This is a genomic window from Pseudomonas sp. SORGH_AS_0211 (assembly GCF_031453455.1).
Classification (GTDB): Bacteria; Pseudomonadota; Gammaproteobacteria; order Pseudomonadales; family Pseudomonadaceae; genus Chryseomonas; species Chryseomonas aestiva.
Window position 1 is genome coordinate 3,792,484 of sequence record NZ_JAVIZV010000001.1, and the last position, 16,903, is coordinate 3,809,386.

Sequence of the window (16,903 nt, forward strand, 5' to 3'; positions counted from 1 at the left end):
GTAGGTACGAGGTAGGAGCGGCCCATGGCCGCGATTTGGCGATACTCCAATCTCCGGAATTGACCACATTTGCGGACCGCCATGGCCGCTATCCCTCTGACTCGGTCTATCCAATGAACAACCGATACGCCGGATTCTCCGTCTCGTCCCAATAGCGATAGCCAATGGCATCCAGCGTCGCCAGCAGCTCCGGCCGCTCGGCCTGGCCGGCTTCCAGCCCCGCGAACACCCGGCCGTCCGCCGCGCCGTGGTTGCGGTAATGGAACATGCTGATGTTCCAGCGTCCGCCCAGCTTTTCGAGGAAGTCGAACAGCGCGCCCGGGCGTTCGGGGAATTCGAAGCGGAACACCTGCTCCTGGCCCACCCGCGCGGCATGGCCACCCACGGTGTGGCGGATATGCAGCTTGGCCAGCTCGTTGTCGGTCAGGTCCAGCACCGGGAAACCCTGGTCGCGCAGCCCCTGCAACAGCGCCTCGCGCGGATCGCGCTGCGGATGGGTCTGGACGCCGACGAAGATGTGCGCCTCTTCGCCGGTGTGGTAGCGGTAGTTGAATTCGGTGATCTGCCGCCGGCCCAGGGCTTCGCAGAAGGCCCGGAAGCTCCCTGGCCGCTCGGGGATGGTCACGGCGATGATGGCTTCGCGCTGCTCGCCCAGTTCGGCGCGTTCGGCCACGTGGCGCAGGCGGTCGAAGTTGATGTTGGCGCCGGAATCGATGGCCACCAGCACCTGGCCGCTGGAGCCCTCACGCTCGGCGTACTTCTTGATCCCGGCCACGCCCAGGGCGCCCGAGGGCTCGGTGATGGAGCGGGTGTCGTCGTAGATGTCCTTGATCGCCGCGCAGATCTCGTCGCTGCTGACCGTGATCACCTCGTCGACGTAGCGCCGGCAGATCTCGAAGGTGTGATGGCCGATCTGGGCCACGGCCACGCCATCGGCGAACAGTCCTACCCGCGGCAGCACCACCCGCTCACCCGCCGCCATGGCCTGCTGCAGGCAGTTGGAATCGTCCGGCTCGACACCGATGACCTTGATCTCGGGCCGCAGGTATTTCACATAGGCGGCGATGCCGGCGATCAGGCCACCCCCGCCCACGGGGACGAAGATGGCATCGAGCCGCCCCGGATGCTGGCGCAGGATCTCCATGGCCACGGTGCCCTGGCCGGCGATGACGTCGGGGTCGTCATAGGGCGGCACGAAGGTATAGCCCTGCTCCTCGACCAGGCGCAGCGCCTCGGCCAGGGCCTCGGGAAAGGCGTCGCCGTGCAGCACCACCTCGCCACCACGCGACTGCACGCCGATGACCTTGAGCTCCGGCGTGGTGCGCGGCATGACGATGATCGCCCGCACGCCCAGCTCGCGGGCCGCGAGGGACAGGCCCTGGGCATGGTTGCCGGCGCTGGCGGTGATCACCCCGCGGGCCTTCTCGCTGGCCGAGAGGCTGGCCAGCTTGGTGTAGGCGCCGCGGATCTTGAAGGAAAACACCGGCTGCAGGTCTTCGCGCTTGAGCAGCACCTGGCAGCCCAGTCGCTCGGACAGCGCCCGCGCCGGCTGCAGGGGCGTTTCGATCGCCACGTCGTAGACGGGGGCTTCGAGGATCTTGCGGGCATAGCGCTGCAAGAGATCGGTGGCGGGTTCCTGGGCGGTCATGGCGGGCTCCTGGGGTGTTTCGTCGGGGCCCAGGAGTCAGAAAGTACAAACCCGCCTCTTGGGCGGATCTGGTTGCGCAGCTAACGCTGTCCCGCCATCAGGTAATGGCGGTAATAATGCTGGGGCGTTGGAGGCTGCGCGTTTTCATGACCGCTACCCTAGGGCCTGGCCGGGCACGGCGTCAAGCGGCGCCGATGGCTGTGGCACAATGGCCGCCCTGTTGCCAACTTCCCGCGACCCGATCGCCTCTGCCGAGAATCCCGATGGCCCGCAAGAAAGCTCCCGACTTCGAACAATCCCTGGCCGAACTGCAGACCCTGGTGGAACGCCTGGAGAGCGGCGAGCTGTCCCTGGAGGACTCCCTCGGCGCCTTCGAACAGGGCATCCGCCTGACCCGCGAATGCCAGGGCGCCCTGGCCCAGGCCGAGCAGAAGGTGCAGATCCTGCTGGAAAAGGACGGCGAACTCACCGCCGCCCCCTTCGCCCCGGTCGGGGACGACGCATGATCGAGGCCTACCAGCAACGCTGCCAGACCCGCGTCGATAACGCCCTCGCCCCGCTGTTCACCGCCCCCCGCGCCGAACTCGCCCGGCTCTATGCCGCCATGGCCTACAGCGTCATGGGTGGCGGCAAGCGGGTACGGCCGTTGCTGGTCTATGCCGCCTGCGAAGCCCTGGGTGGCGATCCGGCGCGTGCCGACCAGGCCGCCTGTGCGGTGGAGCTGATCCACGCCTATTCCCTGGTCCACGACGACCTGCCGGCCATGGACGACGACGACCTGCGCCGCGGCCGGCCCACCACCCACAAGGCCTATGACGAGGCCTGCGCCATCCTTGCCGGCGACGGTCTGCAGACCCTGGCCTTCGAGACCCTGCTGACGGCGCCCCAGGATGCCGCGGTGCGGCTGGAGATGGTCGCGGTACTGGCGCGCGCCAGCGGTCCGGCGGGCATGGTCGGCGGCCAGGCCATCGACCTGGAGTCGGTCGGCCGGCGCATCGACCAGCCGGCGCTGGAGACCATGCACCTGCACAAGACCGGCGCCCTGATCGCCGCCAGCGTGCAACTCGGCGCCCTGGCCAGCGAAGCCGCCGGTACCCCCGAGCGCGAGGCCCTGGCCCGCTACGCCGAGGCCATCGGCCTGGCCTTCCAGGTCTGGGACGACGTGCTCGACATCGAAAGCGATACGCAGACGCTGGGCAAACGCCAGGGCGCCGATCTCGCCCGCGACAAACCGACCTACCCGGCGCTGCTCGGCCTGGACGCCGCCAAGGCCTATGCCCTGGAGCTGCGCGACACCGCCTTGGCCGCCATCGAGCCGCTGGGTACGCCGGCCGAACCCCTGCGCGCCCTGGCCTGCTACATCGTCGCCAGGCGTAGCTAGCCGCTTTCCGGCGGAAAAACTCGTGACCCGGGCCGCATTTGCCCCCGGGTCCGTTGTCACAGGGGCATAACAAGACGCCCTGCCCGCTGTTGGGATGCCACGCGGGCATCGGGTAAACTGCCTAATTCTCTGCGCAAAGTGATCAGCCAGATGCCCAAGACGTTTCACGAGATTCCCCGCCAGCGTCCCGCGACGCCCCTGCTCGACCGCATCGACTCGCCAGTGCAGCTGCGCCAGCTCGGTGACACCGAGCTGGAAGCCGTCGCCGACGAACTGCGCGCCTTTCTCCTGTGGACCGTGGGCCAGACCGGCGGTCATTTCGGCGCCGGCCTGGGCGTCATCGAGCTGACCGTGGCCCTGCACTACGTCTTCAACACCCCGGAAGACCGGCTGGTGTGGGATGTCGGCCACCAGGCCTATCCGCACAAGATCCTCACCGGCCGCCGCGAAGGCATGGCCAGCCTGCGCCAGAAGGACGGCCTGGCCGCCTTCCCGCGTCGCAGCGAAAGCGAGTACGACACCTTTGGTGTCGGCCACTCCAGCACCTCCATCGGCGCTGCCCTGGGCATGGCCATCGCCGCCCAGCTGCAGGGGCTCGAGCGCAAGTCGGTCGCCGTGATCGGTGACGGTGCCCTGACCGCCGGCATGGCCTTCGAGGCGCTCAACCACGCCTCGGATACCGGCGCCAACATGCTGGTGGTACTCAACGACAACGACATGTCCATCTCGCGCAACGTCGGTGGCCTGTCCAACTACCTGGCGCGGCTGCTTTCCAGCCGTACCTACCAGCACCTGCGCGAGAACGGCAAGAAGGCCCTCTCCAAGCTGCCCGGCGCCTGGGAAATCGCCCGCCGCACCGAAGAAGCCGCCAAGGGCATGCTGGTACCCGGCACCCTGTTCGAGGAACTGGGCTGGAACTACATCGGCCCCATCGACGGCCACGACCTGCCGACCCTGGTCACCACCCTACGCAACCTGCGCGATGCCAAGGGTCCGCAGTTTCTCCACGTCATCACCCGCAAGGGCAAGGGCCTGTCCATCGCCGAGGCCGATCCCATCAGCTACCACGCCATCACCAAGCTGGAGCCGCTGGACGCCAAGCCCAAGCGCCCGGGTGCGCCCAAATATTCCAACATCTTTGGCGACTGGCTGTGCGACATGGCCGCCGCCGATACCAAGCTGGTGGGCATCACCCCGGCGATGAAGGAAGGTTCCGACCTGATCCGCTTCGCCGAACGCTATCCCGAGCGCTACTTCGACGTGGCCATCGCCGAGCAGCACGCGGTGACCCTGGCCGCGGGCCTGGCCTGCGATGGCATGAAGCCGGTGGTGGCCATCTATTCCACCTTCCTGCAACGCGGCTACGACCAGTTGATCCACGACGTGGCGGTACAGAACCTGGACGTGCTCTTCGCCATCGACCGCGCCGGCCTGGTCGGCGAAGACGGCCCGACCCACGCCGGCAGCTTCGATCTGTCCTACCTGCGCTGCATCCCCGGCATGGTGATCATGGCGCCCAGCGACGAGAACGAGCTGCGCCGCCTGCTCACCACCGGCTATCGCCACCAGGGCCCGGCCGCGGTGCGCTACCCCCGAGGCAGCGGCCCCAACGCCGCCCTCGATCCGGGCCTGGAGCCCCTGCCCATCGGCAAGGGCGTGGTGCGTCGCCAGAGCAGCCTGAAGAGCGGCCCCACGGTCGGTTTCCTGGTCTTTGGCGTGCAATTGGCCGAGGCCCTGCAGGTCGCCGAGCGCCTGGACGCCAGCGTGGCCGACATGAGATTCGTCAAGCCGCTGGACGAAGCCCTGATCCGCCAGTTCGCCGCCGACCACGACCTGCTGGTCACCGTCGAGGAAAACAGCGTCATGGGCGGGGCCGGCAGTGCGGTCAACGAATTCCTGCAGGCCAATGCCCTGGTCCAGCCCGTGCTCAACCTGGGGCTGCCGGACAGCTACATCGAACATGCCAAGCCGGCCGACATGCTCGCCGAGTGCGGTCTGGACGTCGCCGGGATCGAACGCGCGGTGCGTGAGCGCCTGGCACGGGCGGATCTGACCCCGGCCGGTCTGCGCAGGGAAGCCTGAGCGCAGCCAGCCGCTGGCCAGTAAAAAGGCGCCCTAGGGCGCCTTTTCCATATCTTCGTTCTGGTGCAGATTGCCGAGCATGTGGCCGAGCTTGCCGGCCTTGGTCAGCAGGTAGCGGCGATTGTACGGATTGAGTCCTTCCTGCAACGGCACCCGCTCGGCGACCGGAATGCCCAGCACCTCGAGCGCCTTCACCTTGCGCGGATTGTTGGTCATCAGCCGCAGCGAGGTGATGCCCAGATGGTCGAGCATCGGCTTGCACAGCGCATAGGTGCGCTGGTCGGCGCCGAAGCCCAGGCGCTCGTTGGCTTCTACGGTATCGGCGCCGGCATCCTGCAGCTCATAGGCGCGGATCTTGTTGAGCAGGCCGATGCCCCGCCCTTCCTGGCGCAGATAGAGCAGTACGCCGCGCCCGGCCTCGGCGATGGCGCGCAGCGCCGCTTCCAGCTGGAAACCGCAGTCGCATCTCAGGCTGAACAGCGCATCGCCGGTCAGGCACTCGGAATGCAGGCGGCCCAGCACCGGCTCGCCATCGGCCACATCACCGAAGGTCAGGGCGACGTGCTCCTTGCCATCGGTCTCGTCGAGGAAACCGTGCATGGTGAACAGGCCGAAAGGGGTGGGCAATTGGGAGGCGGCGACAAAGACGACGGACACCTGCAGGCTCCTGGCGGGGAAAGACGTACATTGTAACCTTTTCCCCGGACCCGGCGTCATCGCTAGGGGTTATGACGTCGATACCCGATGATCTATCAGCGCGCCTGCACGTAGAAAATGCCCTGGGCCTCGCGCCAGCCGACGCGGTTGAGGAAACTCATGCCCAACAGGCCCTGACTGGGGTAGTTGCCCTCCAAGACCATGGCGTCCACTCCGACCACCTCCACATCGCCCAGGCGCACCTGCTTGAGCGTGGTACGCCAGGCGCGGGCGTGACCACTGGCGGTTTCCACCCAGCCCGGGGTGCCGTCACGGTAGCTGATGCCCAGCTGATCGGCCTGGGCGCCACTCAGGGCGACGCTGGTCGCGCCGGTGTCCACCAGCAGCGACACCGGACGGCCATTGACGTTGGCGGTGACCTGGTAATGACCGTTGTTGCTGCGCGGCACGCTGAATTCGCGACGCTGGGGCGCGCTGTAGCCGTCGCTGTATTCGCGATCGAGGGCAAAGGTCTGGGTCCGGCCATCGATGCGCAGCACCGCCTGCTGGGAATCCGCGCTGACCACCTCGACCTCGTCCAGGCGCTGGCCAACCCGCAACAGCTTGCGCTGGCCATTGACGTTGACCACCGCCGCGCCGTTGAACAACCCCACGACCCTGACCTGGGGTTGCGCCCAGGCGAGCGTACCGACGGCCCAGATGAGGCCGCACGCGCCCAGTCTTTTCACTGCCCTGCTCCTTGGGCCTGCGTCTCGTCAGCCGACGAGATGACCCCAACCGATGTGTAATCCCTGAACCACCAGCCAGGCGAGGATGCCGGCCAGTACATCGTCGACCATGATGCCGACGCCGCCGCGGACATTGACATCCAGCCAGCGGATTGGCCAGGGCTTGCAGATGTCTAGTACGCGGAAGGCGACGAAACCCACCAGCAGCCAGATCAACCCCGGAGGCGCCAGCCAGAAGGTGATCCAGATGCCGACCATCTCGTCCCAGACGATGCCCTCGTGGTCGTGCACGCCCAGCTCCCGGGCAACCTTGCCGCACAGCCAGCAGCCGAACACGGTCAGCAGCACCAGCAGCAGCGGATAGCTCCAGCCGCTGAGCAACTGCCAGAGCGGCACGAAGGGCAAGGCGATCAGCGACCCCCAGGTACCGGGCGCCTTGGGCAGAGTGCCGGAACCCAGGCCAAAGGCCAGGAAGTGCCAGGGATCACGCCAGACCGACAGGGGGACCGGCTGGGCGGGGGCTTGCTGTTCGCTCAAGAGAGGACTCCGCGCCGGAGCGCTAGAAATGTTGGAAACCGGTGTGTATCGGGGTCAGCGGCTGGCCGTCGGCGGCGAGCACCAAAACGCCGCTGCCCGCCTCGACCCGTCCGATCACCTGTGCCTGGGGCCAGGCGGCGGCCAGGGCCGGCGCCTGGTCCGGCGGCAGGGTGAAGACCAGCAGGTAGTCGTCGCCTGCGCCGAGGGCCAGGCGCAGTACCTCGTCGGCCGGAAACAGCGCGGCCAGCGCCGGACTCACCGGCAGCCGCGCCGTCTCCACGACCAGGCGGACGCCGGAGGCGGCGGCGATGTGGCCGCAATCGGCGACCAGGCCATCGGAGACGTCCTGGGCCGCCGTCGCTCGCCCGCGCAGCCAGAGGCCGAGTTCGAATTGCGGCTGGGGTGCCCAGTAGCGCGCCAGCAGGTGCCGACTGGCGTCGCCCTCCGCTGCACGCTGGCCGAGGACGAAGGGCAAGGCCCCGCCCGCCTCGCCCGGCGCACCGCCCAGGCACAGCAGATCGCCCGGGCGGGCGCCGCTACGCAGCAGCGCCTGACCGGCCGGCACCTGGCCGAAGACCGTGAGGGTGAGGGACAGCGGACCGCGGGTGGTGTCACCACCGACCAGGCGCAGTTCGCACTGCTCGGCCATCTGCGCGAGGCCTGCCGCCAGGCCTTCCAGCCAGGCGGCTTCGACGCTCGGCAGGGTCAACGCCAGGGTGAAACCCAGGGGCGCGGCGCCCATGGCGGCCAGGTCGCTGGCGCTCACCGCCAGGGCGCGCTGGCCGAGGCCATGGGCATCCGGGCAGGGATCGGGGAAATGCACCCCGGCGGTCAGGGTGTCGGTGGAGACCGCCAGCTGCTCACCCGGAGCGGGTGCCAGCAGCGCGCAGTCGTCGCCGATGCCCAGCGCCACGCCGGGACCGCCGCGCGCGCAGGGCGCCGCGGCGAAATAGCGACGGATGAGTTCGAATTCACCCATGCCGGCGTGGGCGATCAGCGCTTGCCGCGCAACTCGGCGCTGCGCAGCTTGGGCGCCAGCTTGTCCAGCACGCCGTTGACGAACTTGTGGCCGTCGGTGGCGCCGAAGATCTTGGCCATCTCGATGCCCTCGTTGATCACCACACGATAGGGCACGTCGATACGCTTGAGCAGCTCGTAGCAGGACAGCCGCAGCACCGCCAGCTCGACCGGATCCACCTCGTTCATGGCACGGTCCAGGCAGGGCAGGATCAGACCGTCGATCTCGCTCTTGTTGGCCGGGACGCCATGCAGGACTTCATGGAAGTAGGCGCCGTCGACCTTGGCGAAATCGTTGTCGACACGAAACTGCGCCTCGATCTCGTTGATCGCCTGGCCCGCCATGTGCCACTGGTACAGGGCCTGGACCGACAGGCTGCGCGCTTCGCGGCGAGCAGCCAGTTTGCCGGTGGGGGCCTTCTTGCCCGCGGGCTTGCCGGCCGCGGGCGGAGTCAGATCGCCGCTCACTTGGCCTCCAGCTGCGCCAGCAGGCTGACCATTTCCAGAGCGGACAGGGCCGCTTCGGCGCCCTTGTTGCCGGCCTTGGTGCCGGAGCGCTCGATGGCCTGTTCGATGGAGTCGACGGTGAGGACGCCAAAGGACACCGGTACGCCGAATTCCATGGAGACCTGGGCCAGGCCCTTGGTGCACTCGCCGGCTACGTATTCGAAGTGGGGGGTGCCGCCGCGGATCACCGCGCCGAGGGCGATGATGGCGTCGAATTCGTCGCGCTGGGCGATCTTCTGCACCGCCAGCGGGATCTCGAAGGCGCCGGGGACGCGGATGATGGTCAGGTCGTCCGGCTTGATGCCGTGACGCACCAGGGCGTCGATGGCGCCCTGCAGCAGGCTTTCGACGACGAAGCTGTTGAAACGACCGACCACCAGGGCGAAGCGGCCCTGGGGAGCGATGAAGGTGCCTTCAAAGGTCTTGATGTTCATGTGCGGGTCCAGTTGTCAAAGAGCCGGACGGCCGGCAATGCCAGGCCGTCCGTGGAAATCCAGGTGAAGCGCGCCGCACCACCCGGGCGGGGCGCGCCAGGCGGAAGGGTCATTCTTCAGGAGGCAGATAGTCTACTACTTCCAGGTCGAAGCCGGATATGGCGTTGAACTTCATCGGCGAGCTGAGCAGGCGCATCTGACGAATGCCCAGGTCGCGGAGGATCTGCGAACCGGCGCCGACGGTGCTGTAGGTGGACAGCGCCTTGGGCACCGGCAGCGGCTCGCGCAGGTGGGCCAGCAGGTCGTCGCCCTCGATCGAGTGACCGAGCAGCAGCACCACGCCGGTGCCCTCGCGGGCCACGCGCTCCATGGCGCCACGCAGACTCCAGCGACCCGGTTGCTGCACCTGCAGCAGGTCGCGCAGCGGATCCATGTTGTGCACCCGCACCAGCGGCAGCTCCTGGCCGGCCAGGTCGCCACGGATCAGCGCCAGGTGGACGTCGCCCTCCACCTCGTCGCGGTAGGTCACCAGCTTGAACGGACCGAGCTCGGTCTCCAGCTGCTGCTCGTCGATGCGCTTGACGGTGTGCTCGTGGAGCAGGCGGTAATGGATCAGATCGGCGATGGTGCCAACCTTGAGGCCGTGCTGCTCGGCGAAGGCTTCGAGTTCGTCGCGACGGGCCATGGTGCCGTCGTCGTTCATCACCTCGCAGATCACCCCGCTCTCGGCGAAACCGGCCATGCGCGCCAGGTCGCAGGCGGCTTCGGTGTGGCCGGCACGGGCCAGCACGCCGCCGGGCTGGGCCATCAGCGGGAACATGTGGCCAGGGCTGACCACGTCGCCGGCCTTGGCGTCCCTGGCGATGGCGGCCTGCACGGTACGGGCGCGGTCGGCGGCGGAGATGCCGGTGCTGATGCCCTCGGCGGCCTCGATGGAGACGGTGAACTTGGTGCCGAAGCCGGAGGCGTTGCGGCTGGCCATCATCGGCAGGTTGAGGCGCTCGCAGAGGCCCTTGCTCATGGGCATGCAGATCAGCCCCCGCGCGTGGCGGGCCATGAAGTTGATGTGTTCGGCGGTGACGCATTCGGAGGCGATGATGATGTCGCCTTCGTTCTCGCGGTCCTCGTCGTCCATGAGGATGACCATCTTGCCCGCGCGGATGTCCTGGATGATGTCTTCGATGCTGGAAAGTGCCACGGTGTCGTCCTTAGCGCTGCAGATAGCCGTGTTCGGCGAGGAAATGTTCGGTGACGCCGCCCTTGGCGGATTCGGCGGCCTTGTCGCCCAGTAGCAGGCGCTCCAGGTAGCGGGCCAGCAGGTCCACCTCCAGGTTCACCCGGCGCCCGGGGCGGTAGTCGGCCATGATGGTCTCGCCGAGGGTGTGGGGGACGATGGTCAGCTCGAATTCGGCGCCGTCTACCGCGTTCACCGTGAGGCTGACGCCGTCCACGGTGATCGAGCCCTTGAGCGCGATGTAGCGGGCCAGCTCGGCCGGGGCACGCAGGCGGAACTGCACGGCGCGGGCGTTATCGGCGCGGGAGACCACTTCGCCAAGACCGTCCACGTGGCCGCTGACCAGGTGGCCGCCGAGGCGACTGGTGGGCATCAGCGCCTTTTCCAGGTTGACCTTGCTGCCGGGCTTGAGGCCGCCCAGGCTGGTAAGGCTGAGGGTTTCGCGACTGACGTCGGCCCAGAAGCCGTCGCCGGGCAAGTCCACGGCGGTAAGGCAGACTCCGTTGACGGCGATGCTGTCGCCGAGCTTGACGTCGGCAAGGTCGAGCTTGCCGGTGGCGACATGGAGGCGCACGTCTCCGCCCTTGGGCGTGAGCGCGCGGATCTCGCCGAGGGCTTCGATGATTCCGGTAAACATCAGCTCAGGCCTCCAAGAGGTAGAGCCAGAAAGGCGGTGCAGCTAGACATCGACGAACTCCTGTTTCGGTGAAAAAACAGGGCGTACGGACAGAAGGGAAATCAGACGGACGAGGGGCTCGCACCCCTGCCAGGCGAGGCTATCCCGTTCTCTCTCATCCGGACTATGACCGTCGGCCCCGGAATCCAACCGGGTCTGCTGACCTCTCCCGCCGCAGAGGACGAGAGAGCGCTCGCGGGCTCGTCCCGACTGATCGGGCGTTACCGCCGGTGGGGAATTGCACCCCGCCCTGAGAACTCGCCACCCGAGGGCGGCGCAGGTTTTGTAACACAGTTCGCCGCCGCGGGGCCAGGGGCGTCAGGTGTCCCTGGCCGGTCGGGCGATCAGGTGCAGGTCGGCGCCCACCGGCGTGACGCTGAGGATCTCCAGCCGCGGGGCCTCGGCCAGGTGCGCCAGCGGCCAGTCCAGCAGCGGCCGGGCGCTGGAGCCGAGGAACTTGGGCGCCAGGAACAGGTGATATTCATCGACCAGCCCGGCCTGGGCGAAGGCACCGGCCAGGCGCGGCCCGGCTTCCACCAGGACGTCATTGACCTGCTCGCTGCCCAGGCGGGTCAGCAGGGCCGTCAGGTCGACCCGGCCCTGGGTACCGGGCAGCGCCAGGTAGTCGTGACCGGCCGCCGCATAGGCGGGCGCCGCGGCGGCCATACCGGCGACCCGTGCCGCGCCGGCCTGAAAGAAGGGTGCATCCAGCGGCACCCGGCCACGGCCGTCCACCAGCAGCCGCTGCGGCGTGCGCAGGGTGGCCCGTTCCAGTTCGTCTCCGCTCAGGCCCAGCTCGGCCTGACGCACGGTCAGGCGGGCGCCATCGGCCAGCACGGTATCGGCGCCGGTGATCACCACCCCCGCCTCGGCGCGCAGCCGCTGGACGCTCTGGCGCGCCGCCGGACCGGTGATCCACTGGCTTTCGCCATTGGCCATGGCGGTGCGGCCATCCAGACTCAGGGCCAGCTTGACCCGCACGAAGGGCCGCCCGGTCAGCATGCGCTGGATGAAGCCGGCATTGAGCGCTCGCGCTTCGGCTTCCAGCACCCCGGCGCGGGTGGCGATGCCGGCGGCGGCGAGGCGCGCCAGGCCGCGCCCGGCCACCAGCGGATTGGGATCGGTCATGGCCGCCACCACCTCGGCCACGCCGGCGCCTACCAGGGCATCCGCGCACGGCGGGGTGCGGCCATGATGGCTGCAGGGCTCCAGCGTCACATAGGCAGTGGCGCCACGCGCCGCCTCCCCTGCCTGGCGCAGCGCGTGCACCTCGGCATGGGGACCGCCGGCCTGGCGATGCCAGCCTTCGCCCACCATCTGGCCGTCGCGGACGATGACGCAGCCCACCCGCGGATTGGGCGCCGTGCTGTAGCGGCCGCAGGCGGCCAGCGCCAGGGCGCGGGCCATCCAGAATTCGTCGCTCCCCATGTCGCTCATACCGGCTGCTTGCCCGGATCCTGGGCCAGGCGCTCGATCTCGTCGCGGAACTCGGCCAGGTCCTGGAATTGCCGATAGACCGAGGCGAAGCGGATATAGGCCACCTGGTCCAGCTTGCGCAGTTCGTCCATCACCAGCTCACCCACCACCCGCGAACGGATCTCGCGCTCGCCGGTGGCGCGCAGGCGATGCTTGATCAGGGCGATGGCCTCTTCCAGGCGCTCGACGCTGACCGGCCGCTTCTCCAGGGCACGCTGCATGCCCGCGCGCAACTTGTCCTCGTCGAAGGGCTGGCGGGTGCCGTCCTGCTTGATCAGCCGTGGCAGCACCAGCTCGGCGGTCTCGAAGGTGGTGAAACGCTCTTGGCAGGCCAGGCACTCACGCCGCCGGCGCACCTGCTCGCCGGCCGCGACCAGCCGGGAATCCGTGACCTTGGTGTCGTGGGCGCCGCAGAAGGGACAATGCATGGGAGAGTCGATCGCCGGAAGGGAAAGCCTTCATGGTACCCGATCACTCCCTGCCGGGAACCTCCGGGTGCCTGACGAATCGACAGCCAGGGGCCGCCGGGCTATAAGAGCGCCCTGTGTTCGACGACCTCTCCAGCCTCCCGTGCAGCCCTCGCCGGCCGCGACCTCCGGATCCCGCCATGACCCCACGCGTCCTCCTGCCCCTGCTGTTCACCGGTCTGCTCGCGGCCTGCTCCAGCCCACCCGAAACCACGCCGCCGCAGCCCACCACCCCGGCCGACGAGCCGGTTCCGGTGGCGGGTGCCCCCACTCCGGCCAATCTGCGCGAGATCTCCGGGGTGCTGCGCAATGCCCAGGGTCTGGTCCCGGCGGGTGCCCAGGTCGAGATCGCCCTGCTGGCGGTCAACGCCAAGGGCCTGCCGCAGCGCCTGCTGGCCAGCGAGACGGTGACCGGCAAGGGCGCGCCCCTGGCCTTCCGCCTGCCCTTCAATCCCGAGATCTTTCCCACCCGCCCGGATCTCAAGGTGGAATTCCACGCGCGCCTGATCCAGGCCGGGCAACTGGCCAGCTATCTGCCGCCGGTGAATGTCGGCGGACCGACCACGCAGAATCTGGGCGAACTGGTGCTGAACCAGACCCCGTGACGCCCCCTGCCGACCTCGCCGTCGCGCTCACGGCCCTGCTGGGCGACGCCCGTCTCTCCTTGCAGGCCCTGCCCGACAGCGACCTGTCGCTGTGGCTGATCGATCCGGCCAACATGGCGCGGGCCTTTTCCCCCGCGGAAACCCAGCGCCTGCTGGAGGCACCGCCCTACTGGGCCTTCTGCTGGGCCAGCGGTCTGGCGCTGGCGCGCTGGATCGCCGCCCATCCCGGGCACGTCGCCGGGCGCCAGGTGCTGGATTTCGGCAGCGGCTCGGGCATCGCCGGACTCGCCGCCGCGCGGGCCGGCGCGGCGCGGGTGGTCTGCTGCGACCTGGATCCGCTGGCATTGAAAGCCTGCCGCGCCAATGCCCAGGCCAACGCCGTGCAGATCGAGACGCTGGACGATTTCTGTGCCAGCACCGAGCGCTTCGATCTCATCCTAGCCGCCGATGTGCTCTACGACCGTGCCAACCTGCCGCTACTGGACCTCCTGCAGGCTCGCGCCGGGCGGATCCTGCTGGCCGACTCGCGGGTACGCGACCTGGCCCACCCCGGTTTGACCCGCCTCGCCGAACTCCAGGCCTGCACCCTGCCGGATCTGGCCGAGCCGGACGAATTCCGCCGCGTGGCGCTCTATCGGGGCTGAGCTGGCCTGCCTTGTTTCCAAGCCCGACGCCCCCACCTATAGTGCATCTTTCGTCTGCCGAGTCCGCCATGAGCCAGGTCCCCTACATTTTCGACGCCACCCTCGACACCTTCCAGCAACAGGTCATCGACGCCTCCTTCAGCACCCCGGTGCTGGTGGACTTCTGGGCCGAGTGGTGCGCGCCCTGCAAGGTGCTGATGCCGCTGCTGGCCAAGATCACCGAGTCCTATGGCGGCGCCCTGCACCTGGCCAAGGTCAACTGCGACATCGAGCAGGAGCTGGTGATGAGATTTGGCATCCGCAGCCTGCCCACCGTGGTGCTGTTCAAGGATGGCCAGCCGGTGGACGGCTTCGCCGGCGCCCAGCCCGAATCGGCCATCCGCGCGCTGCTCGAACCCCATGTCCAGGCCTTGCCGCCGGCCGAGGAAGATCCGCTGGACGCCGCCCAGGCACTGTTCGCCGAGGGCCGCTTCGCCGAGGCCGAGGCACTGCTCAAGGCGCTGCTGGAAGAAGACAACAGTGACGCCCTGGCGCTGATCCTCTATGCCCGTTGCCTGGCCGAGCGCAACGAACTGGACGATGCCCAGGCGGTGCTGGACGCGGTCAAGGGCGATGAGCACAAGCAGGCGCTGGCCGGCGCCCGGGCCCAGCTGACCTTCCTGCGCCAGGCCGCCAGCCTGCCCGAGGTGGCTGACCTCAAGAGTCGCCTGGCACGCGATGCCGGTGATGACGAAGCCGCCTACCAGCTGGCCGTGCAGCAACTGGCCCGCCAGCAATATGAACCGGCCCTGGATGGTCTGCTGGACCTGTTCCGCCGCAATCGCGGCTACGGTGACGACCTGCCGCGCAAGACCCTGGTGCAGGTCTTCGATCTGCTGGGCAACGATCACCCCCTGGTCGCCACCTATCGCCGCCGCCTGTACCAGGCGCTGTACTAAGCGCCTATCGATAGCGGCTGCGTCGCCCTAGGCGCAGCCTTGTCCACAGCCAGCGCCCGCCTGGCGCTGTGGACCTTTCGTCGCGTGGCAAACCGCGCAGCGTTTCCGCTCACCTACCCCCCAGCCTCATCCCTGCCAGATATAGAACTGCGCCTCCCCCACCCGCTCCATGCGCACCTGGGGACTGTGCCTCAGCCGTACCAGCAACTGCTTGGCCACGCCCAGATTGCCGGTCAGCTTTTCCAGGGCCACCAGGATGTCCGGCCCGCTCAGGCGGCCCGCCTGGCTGAGCAGTTTCACCACCTGGTCCCAGAGCATGTCGCCGCCCGACTTGGGCCCGCTGGGGACAGCGGCCACCGCCGCCGCAGGGAGGGACGCCGGCGTCGGCTGCAGGGCTGCGGCTAGGCGCTGCCAGTCGGCTTCGTCCAGTTCCACCGTGAGATCCACGGGCTGGCTGCCGATGGTTCCGCGAATGCGTACCATGGTGTTCTCCTCGTCGTGCAGAGGCCCATGCTCCCACAGCCACCGGCCGACGCCAAACCGAGCTTGCGGCACGCAAATGCAACAACATAACATAGCGCCTTTCCGCCCACTGGAAGCCATCCATGCGCCTGCCCCTGCTGACCCTCTGCCTCGCTGCCGCGCTCGCTCAACCGGCCTTTGCCCATGGCACCGACAGTGACCATGACGAACACGAGCACGGTGCCCTGGGCGCTCATGTGCACGGCGAATCCCACCTCGACCTGGCCCAGACCGATACCGGCCTCGAATTGCAGTGGCGCAGTCCGGCGGCCGATCTGCTGGGCTTCGAACATGCCCCGCGCAACCAGCAGGAAGAGGACGCCGTCGCGGCCCTGCGCCAGAGCCTGGAGAATCCCCAGGCGCTGGTGAAGCTGCCCGCGGCAGCCGATTGCCGCCTGACCGAAGCCAGCGCCATCAGCCCGCTGTTCGCCAAGGACGCCAGCGCCAGCGGCCATCTCGACGTGGACGCCAGCATGAGCTTCAGCTGCAGCAAGCCGGGCGCGCTCGCCAGCCTGGATCTCTCCGGCTGGTTCGCCCGCTTCCCCAACAGTCACAGTGTCGAGGTCCAGGCCATCGTCGCCAGCGGTCAGCAAGGCGCCGAACTGACCGCCAAGCAACCGCAGCTGAAATGGTAAGGCGGTCGTGACCGCCGCCCCGCTGGTCGAGATCCAGGACCTCGGCTTCGCCTGGCCGGGCCAGGCGGAGTGCCTGGACATCCGGCGCTTCCAGCTGGCACCCGGCGAGGCGCTGTTTCTCGAGGGTCCCTCGGGCAGTGGCAAGACCACCCTGCTCGGCCTGCTGGGTGGCGTGCAGCGCCCCAGTCGCGGTCAGGTGCGCCTGCTCGGTCAAGACCTGGGAGTCCTCACCACCGCCCGACGCGATCGCTTTCGCGTTGATCACACCGGCTTTCTCTTCCAGCAATTCAACCTGCTGCCCTTTCTCTCGGTGCTGGACAATGTCCTGCTGCCCTGCCGGTTCTCGGCGCTGCGCCGCGAGCGCGCCACCGGGCGGCACGGCGATCCGCAGGGTGCGGCCCTGACCCTGCTCCGCGCCCTGGGGTTGAGCGATCCCGACCTGCCCCGACGCCCGGCTCGTGAACTCTCCATCGGCCAGCAGCAGCGGGTCGCCGCCGCCCGCGCCCTGATCGGCCAGCCGGAGCTGGTGATCGCCGACGAACCCACCTCGGCGCTGGACACCGATCACCGCGATGCCTTCCTGCAGCTGCTGTTCGCCGAGTGTGCCGCCGCCGGCGCCGGCCTGCTGTTCGTCAGCCACGACCGCAGCCTGGCCAGTCGTTTCGACCGCCACCTGACCCTGGCCCAGCTCAACGCCGCCCTGCCGGAGACCTAG

Annotated in this window: 20 protein-coding genes and 1 riboswitch; of the genes, 8 read left to right on the plus strand and 12 right to left on the minus strand. The window is 68.5% G+C overall.

Translation table 11 applies throughout. The annotated features are described in order from the left end of the window. Window positions 1-106: 106 nt before the first annotated feature. Window positions 107-1,648, minus strand: coding sequence for a threonine ammonia-lyase, biosynthetic (gene ilvA, locus QE393_RS17540; protein WP_310044865.1), 1,542 nt, complete (start codon window positions 1,646-1,648; stop codon window positions 107-109). A 263-nt stretch (window positions 1,649-1,911) separates the two neighbouring features. On the opposite strand from ilvA, the gene QE393_RS17545 reads away from it, so the two are divergent. From QE393_RS17545 to dxs, 3 genes are all read left to right on the plus strand, one after another. Next, window positions 1,912-2,154 (plus strand): exodeoxyribonuclease VII small subunit, encoded by a 243-nt coding sequence (locus QE393_RS17545; RefSeq protein ID WP_064308488.1) that lies wholly within the window; start codon window positions 1,912-1,914, stop codon window positions 2,152-2,154. Beyond that, the gene (locus tag QE393_RS17550; protein WP_310044867.1) at window positions 2,151-3,029 is read left to right on the plus strand and encodes a farnesyl diphosphate synthase; all 879 of its coding nucleotides are present in this window, start codon (window positions 2,151-2,153) and stop codon (window positions 3,027-3,029) included. Before QE393_RS17545 ends, QE393_RS17550 begins: the two co-directional genes overlap by 4 nt. A 150-nt stretch (window positions 3,030-3,179) precedes the next feature. Continuing rightward, window positions 3,180-5,111, plus strand: coding sequence for a 1-deoxy-D-xylulose-5-phosphate synthase (gene dxs, locus QE393_RS17555; RefSeq protein WP_310044869.1), 1,932 nt, complete (start codon window positions 3,180-3,182; stop codon window positions 5,109-5,111). A gap of 33 nt (window positions 5,112-5,144) precedes the next feature. On the opposite strand, the gene ribA is transcribed toward dxs, so the two are convergent. The 10 genes from ribA to nrdR all read right to left on the minus strand — a co-directional run bounded on the left by ribA (window position 5,145) and on the right by nrdR (window position 12,805). After that, a complete protein-coding gene (gene ribA / locus QE393_RS17560) occupies window positions 5,145-5,768 on the minus strand; it encodes a GTP cyclohydrolase II (protein WP_310044871.1) in 624 nt (207 codons plus the stop codon). Between the two features lie 95 nt (window positions 5,769-5,863). Further along, complete coding sequence (locus tag QE393_RS17565) at window positions 5,864-6,496, minus strand: TIGR02281 family clan AA aspartic protease (RefSeq protein ID WP_310044872.1); 633 nt, start codon at window positions 6,494-6,496, stop codon at window positions 5,864-5,866. Window positions 6,497-6,523: 27 nt separating this feature from the next. Beyond that, window positions 6,524-7,033 carry a phosphatidylglycerophosphatase A gene (locus QE393_RS17570; protein ID WP_273806779.1) on the minus strand — a complete coding sequence of 170 codons (510 nt, stop codon included), beginning with the start codon at window positions 7,031-7,033 and terminating at the stop codon, window positions 6,524-6,526. A gap of 22 nt (window positions 7,034-7,055) precedes the next feature. Next, a complete protein-coding gene (thiL, locus tag QE393_RS17575; protein ID WP_310044874.1) occupies window positions 7,056-8,012 on the minus strand; it encodes a thiamine-phosphate kinase in 957 nt (318 codons plus the stop codon). Between the two features lie 14 nt (window positions 8,013-8,026). Next, the gene (nusB, locus tag QE393_RS17580) at window positions 8,027-8,518 is read right to left on the minus strand and encodes a transcription antitermination factor NusB (RefSeq protein ID WP_133860576.1); all 492 of its coding nucleotides are present in this window, start codon (window positions 8,516-8,518) and stop codon (window positions 8,027-8,029) included. Further along, window positions 8,515-8,991, minus strand: coding sequence for a 6,7-dimethyl-8-ribityllumazine synthase (ribE, locus tag QE393_RS17585; RefSeq protein ID WP_007161209.1), 477 nt, complete (start codon window positions 8,989-8,991; stop codon window positions 8,515-8,517). The genes nusB and ribE overlap by 4 nt, the downstream gene beginning before the upstream one ends. A 109-nt stretch (window positions 8,992-9,100) precedes the next feature. Beyond that, a complete protein-coding gene (gene ribBA, locus QE393_RS17590) occupies window positions 9,101-10,189 on the minus strand; it encodes a bifunctional 3,4-dihydroxy-2-butanone-4-phosphate synthase/GTP cyclohydrolase II (RefSeq protein WP_273806776.1) in 1,089 nt (362 codons plus the stop codon). Window positions 10,190-10,199: 10 nt separating this feature from the next. Beyond that, window positions 10,200-10,862, minus strand: a complete 663-nt coding sequence (locus QE393_RS17595) for a riboflavin synthase (protein WP_273806775.1) — start codon at window positions 10,860-10,862, stop codon at window positions 10,200-10,202. Window positions 10,863-11,004: 142 nt separating this feature from the next. Beyond that, a riboswitch (FMN riboswitch) is annotated at window positions 11,005-11,163 on the minus strand. Between the two features lie 56 nt (window positions 11,164-11,219). Beyond that, complete coding sequence (gene ribD, locus QE393_RS17600; protein WP_310044879.1) at window positions 11,220-12,338, minus strand: bifunctional diaminohydroxyphosphoribosylaminopyrimidine deaminase/5-amino-6-(5-phosphoribosylamino)uracil reductase RibD; 1,119 nt, start codon at window positions 12,336-12,338, stop codon at window positions 11,220-11,222. Then, window positions 12,335-12,805: a transcriptional regulator NrdR gene (nrdR, locus tag QE393_RS17605; protein WP_007161213.1), complete on the minus strand. Its 471-nt coding sequence runs from the start codon at window positions 12,803-12,805 to the stop codon at window positions 12,335-12,337. Before nrdR ends, ribD begins: the two co-directional genes overlap by 4 nt. A gap of 179 nt (window positions 12,806-12,984) precedes the next feature. On the opposite strand from nrdR, the gene QE393_RS17610 reads away from it, so the two are divergent. The 3 genes from QE393_RS17610 (at window position 12,985) to trxA (ending at window position 15,031) form a co-directional block, all read left to right on the plus strand. Then, window positions 12,985-13,449, plus strand: coding sequence for a YbaY family lipoprotein (locus tag QE393_RS17610; protein WP_282288174.1), 465 nt, complete (start codon window positions 12,985-12,987; stop codon window positions 13,447-13,449). Then, complete coding sequence (locus tag QE393_RS17615; protein WP_310044881.1) at window positions 13,446-14,093, plus strand: 50S ribosomal protein L11 methyltransferase; 648 nt, start codon at window positions 13,446-13,448, stop codon at window positions 14,091-14,093. Before QE393_RS17610 ends, QE393_RS17615 begins: the two co-directional genes overlap by 4 nt. Before the next feature lie 68 nt (window positions 14,094-14,161). Next, window positions 14,162-15,031 carry a thioredoxin gene (trxA, locus tag QE393_RS17620; RefSeq protein WP_208693018.1) on the plus strand — a complete coding sequence of 290 codons (870 nt, stop codon included), beginning with the start codon at window positions 14,162-14,164 and terminating at the stop codon, window positions 15,029-15,031. A gap of 126 nt (window positions 15,032-15,157) precedes the next feature. On the opposite strand, the gene QE393_RS17625 is transcribed toward trxA, so the two are convergent. Continuing rightward, a complete protein-coding gene (locus QE393_RS17625) occupies window positions 15,158-15,514 on the minus strand; it encodes a hypothetical protein (protein ID WP_310044883.1) in 357 nt (118 codons plus the stop codon). Between the two features lie 122 nt (window positions 15,515-15,636). Here QE393_RS17625 and QE393_RS17630 point away from each other — a divergent pair, with 122 nt between their 5' ends. Together QE393_RS17630 and QE393_RS17635 are read left to right on the plus strand one after the other, a co-directional pair. Further along, the gene (locus tag QE393_RS17630) at window positions 15,637-16,188 is read left to right on the plus strand and encodes a DUF2796 domain-containing protein (RefSeq protein WP_310044886.1); all 552 of its coding nucleotides are present in this window, start codon (window positions 15,637-15,639) and stop codon (window positions 16,186-16,188) included. Between the two features lie 7 nt (window positions 16,189-16,195). After that, entirely contained in the window at window positions 16,196-16,903 is a 708-nt protein-coding gene (locus QE393_RS17635) for an ABC transporter ATP-binding protein (RefSeq protein ID WP_273806767.1), read from the plus strand.